The organism is Microbispora siamensis (genome assembly GCF_016863095.1).
Lineage (GTDB): Bacteria > Actinomycetota > Actinomycetes > Streptosporangiales > Streptosporangiaceae > Microbispora > Microbispora siamensis.
The window spans coordinates 1-3,877 of sequence record NZ_BOOF01000103.1; the positions used below are offsets into that span (position 1 = coordinate 1).

General features: G+C 68.0%; 4 protein-coding genes. 3 read left to right on the forward strand and 1 reads right to left on the reverse strand.

Annotated features, from left to right (window positions below):
* On the reverse strand, nucleotides 1–664 hold a 664-nt coding region (locus Msi02_RS42605), incomplete at its 3' end, for a glycoside hydrolase family 15 protein (protein WP_239109433.1).
* 302 nt (nucleotides 665–966) lie between these two features.
* On the opposite strand from Msi02_RS42605, the gene Msi02_RS42610 reads away from it, so the two are divergent.
* The 3 genes from Msi02_RS42610 to Msi02_RS42620 all read left to right on the forward strand — a co-directional run bounded on the left by Msi02_RS42610 (nucleotide 967) and on the right by Msi02_RS42620 (nucleotide 3,772).
* Nucleotides 967–2,865 (forward strand): DUF6571 family protein, encoded by a 1,899-nt coding sequence (locus tag Msi02_RS42610; RefSeq protein WP_204053389.1) that lies wholly within the window; start codon nucleotides 967–969, stop codon nucleotides 2,863–2,865.
* A 161-nt stretch (nucleotides 2,866–3,026) separates the two neighbouring features.
* The gene (locus Msi02_RS42615) at nucleotides 3,027–3,461 is read left to right on the forward strand and encodes a hypothetical protein (protein WP_204053390.1); all 435 of its coding nucleotides are present in this window, start codon (nucleotides 3,027–3,029) and stop codon (nucleotides 3,459–3,461) included.
* Nucleotides 3,462–3,469: 8 nt separating this feature from the next.
* Nucleotides 3,470–3,772 (forward strand): hypothetical protein, encoded by a 303-nt coding sequence (locus tag Msi02_RS42620; RefSeq protein WP_204053391.1) that lies wholly within the window; start codon nucleotides 3,470–3,472, stop codon nucleotides 3,770–3,772.
* Nucleotides 3,773–3,877: the final 105 nt, after the last annotated feature.

Below are 3,877 nucleotides of genomic sequence, written 5' to 3' on the forward strand. Positions count from 1 at the left end.
GCGAGCGGACCACGGCGTCGCGCCAGGGACCCCGGTAACCGCATCGGGAGACCCACTCCTCCCACAGGAGCCTGGTCTCGGCGAGTTGCTCCAGCGGGTCGATCCGCTCCGGCTCCGGCTGATGGGAGGGGTGCCAGGTGAACACGAACGGCACCCGCTGCCCGGCGGTCACCGTGAACGTCGCCTCATGCCGGTAGTCGCCGCCCCGGAGCGGGACTCCGGAGTGGATCCAGACCGAGTCGGGGCCGCCGATGGCGTGCAGGTGCCCGTTCCTGCGGCGCACCCAGGGGACGATGCGGCCGTAGTCGAAGCGGATGCGGATCTCCGTCGTCATCTCCACGGTGCCGGACAGGCCCTCCACGATCCGTACGAGATCGGGGTTGGCGTGCCGGGGCGGCATGAAGTCGATCACCTTGACCGCGCCCGTGGGCGTCTCCCAGACGGTCTCCAGGATGAGCGTGTCCTCGACGTACGCGCGGCGCGTGGCCTGCTCGTGTCCCGTGGGGGCCAGGCGCCAGAAGCCGTTGGACTCGTTGCCGAGCAGTCGCGTGAAGCAGGAGGGGGAGTCGAACCGCGGCAGGCACAGCCAGTCGATCGAGCCGTCCCGGCCGACGAGGGCGGCCGACTGCATGTCGCCCACCAGGGCGTAGTCCTCGATCCGCATGCCCGTCACGCTACCGGGCGCGGGCCGTCCTCTCATCCGCGGGTGGATTGCCCTGTCAATTGAAAGGCTTTACTGACGCAGGACGCGAACGTAATCTTTGCGTCTGCCGCTTATCGCCGAACGTGCTGGAGTCCGCCGTTCTCATGACTCATCCGCCGTCGGTGCCGTCACCGGCCCCGCAGCCGCCGCCCACGCCAGTGAGCACGAAAGACGCACCGCCCGCGTCTCGGCCTTCGCCGGCGCCTCAGCCCTCTCCGGTCGCGGCAATTAGTGGCGGCTATTCCGGGATAAATCCGGCTTCAATGGATGAATTTGAGAAAGGGCTCGCCCGGGCCGAGGAAGTGATCGGCCGCAATGAACAGGTCCTCGACCGGACCCTGCGACGCCTCGATCTCGACACCTCAGGTCTGGCGGCCGTACGGGAGATGCGCACCTGGATCGCCGCGGGCCGACCCGACCTGCGCAGGCGCAGCGCGACGATCCGCGCGGAGCGGACGGAGTGGGCCGCCTCGGCCGGAGCTCCTGGCGGGCTGAGCGCCTTCGACGAAGCCCTGTACGGCAGGGCCGGCCGCGATCCGGACGTCTACGCCGCGGTGACGACGCTGACGGCGGCCACCGCCGGCGGCGAGGTGGACGAAAGGACGCTGGCGGCGCTGGAGAAACGGAAAGGGGACGCCGCGTTCGCGACCGCGCTGATGACCACCCTGGGCGCGGCCGGGTTCCGCGCGCTCATGGTCCAGACCGTCGAGCACGGCGGCGACCAGAAGGTGAAGCGGCTGCAGACCGCTCTCGGGTCCGCGCTCGGCACCGCGAGCGGACGGCTCGGCGACGCCTGGCGCGACGAGCTGACCTCGGGCTTCCGTGTCGGCTGGCAGGACGGCCTGGCCGTCGCGCTCGCCCTCAAGCAGGGCAAATACGACACCCGTTTCCTGACGACGGTGGCCAGGAAGCTCGACGCGTGGGACCGTGAGATGAGCAAGTTCCCGGTTGGCTCGGACCCTGGGGTGATGCGGACGGTCATGGAGGCGCTGAGCCGCGATCCCGCCGCCGCGCAGGACTTCTTCACGGGCGACCCGACCATGCTGCGGCGCTTCCTGACCGAACGCGGGCTGGGGGATGGCGGCACGGCCCTGGGCAAGGCGCTCGAGGCCGCCACGTCGAAACTCCGCGACCACGAGGGCTCCCCGCAAGACCCCTCCCGCGGCTACCTGTCGGCCAAGCTGACCTCCGAGCTCGTGCACATCGAGGCCGAACGCATCGACGCGGGCCGCCCCTCGCTCCTCAAACCCGTCACCACCGGCCGCATCCTCGCCGGCTACATCAGCGACATCGACCGCGTGGCGCAAAATCGGGAGAATCCCATGACCGTTGGCGTTTCGGGTGCGGACAATCCCGCGGTGCCCGGAAAGGATCCGTGGGGAGCCCAGTTCGACCGCCAGGAACTGCGTCGGGTCATGCGCGAGGCATTCGCGGATTCGACGGCCTTCACTCCGGTCCTGGCCGCGCAGACAGCCTTCACGAGTCTCCTTCTCGACTACGGGGCGGCCCGGATACGGCAAGGGGACAGGGACACGCTGCTGACCAACGCCCAGCGGGCGGGAGCGGGGTTCGGCATGATCACCGATGCCGCGGGGCTGGCGAAGATCGAGGCCGGGAAGGCGCTGGACGAGGCGCAAGAGCGCAACATGAAGATTTTCATGGCCGTGGTCAACACCGCCCTGGTCTTCCCGAAGAAGGGCGGCTGGCCGATCACCGCGGACCTGGTCGGGGCGTGGACAGGCATTATCGAAGACAGTGCGAAGGGCGACGCGGAGAGCAAGGCTCGCAGCAATGCGAATGCGGCCGTCGACCACTACAGGACTCTCCTGCACGACCTCACTGCCCAGGCCATGCTCAAGCACGACGTCTTCGGTCCGGCCGAGCCGCCTGCACGGACCCACCCCTGGGCCTCGCTCGAGGGTCTCGAGAGCGGAGACGATCCTCGTCGCAATCCCAACAACTTCCTCAAAGACGACGGCCGGACTTTGATGACCATGGATGAGATGACCGATAAGACAGCCACCAACAGCACCGACAAGTACCGCAGGGTGGAGGCCTATGAGCGATGGCTGTACGACGGACTCTCGGGAAAGCCCTGGAGAGACGTCGAAGATCGCCTTGATCAGGGATTCTTCCATGCGTTTGCGCAGTACGCGGCATGAGGCAGAGGCGGTCCCCTTTCCTGTTGGTCCTCTTCTGCGCACTGACGACTGCGCTGGTCTCATGCCAGCAGGGTGAGAATCGAGGGAACAAGACCGATCTCGGGCCGATGCCCACGGTCGCGGAGCCGCCGTACCTGTGCGGATATGTTCCTCGCCGGGCTGTGGAAGTCATGACGGGCGTGCGTGATCCCCTGGCGAGAGGTTCCTTCGACCTGACGGTTGCCGACGGGGCCGGCGCCGGAAGCTGCGCCGTCTACCAGCGAGGTGGCGACCGGTTACAGGTGCTGCACGTCGATCTCACGCCCGGCGGCTATGTGGCTGAAGTTCAAGAGCAGCTTGATTCCGGTGCCACACCCCTCCCCGAGATCGTCCCGGGCTCTGTTGGTGCGTATTTCAGGCGTGCCAGCGGCGAGAACAACGCCGCGTTCGCGCATCTCGTACGGGGGAAAGCGGAGATCAACATAGCGCTGGAGATAGGTGTCGAGGGACGGGACAGCGCGGGGGATGTGATGGCGCTGATGAAGCTGATCGCGCCCAAGCTGATCACGGATGCGAGCGCCCCGTCGGCGAGCCCGTCCGTTTCCGGGAAGGGCTGATCGGCGTCATGGCTGCGCTGGTGCCCAATCCGCTGTACCTGGCGCTGCGTGAGGCCCTGCGGACGGCTGAGCCTCTCGTTGAGGAGATCGAGAAGGCCGTCGAGGGACCGTACCTGTACTTCCACAACGGCGCCGTGTGGACCGGGCCGGCGGCGCGGCGCTTCGACGCGCAGTTCGCCCAGCACCGGTCGCGGGTGCGTGGTTCTGGTGACCGGATTCTGTCGGACCTGCGGCAGGCGCTGGCCCGGACCCCGCCGGAGGTGACGGAGGAGGAGGCCAGGTCCATCAGGAACCGGTACGACCTGCCGTGAGACCGCGAGCGGGCTGTCACATGCTCATCACCTTCGCCGTGCCGGCGGCGTGTGCCTCTCCGCTCAGCGCCTGGGCGGTGTGGATCAGGTGGATGTGGCTGAAGG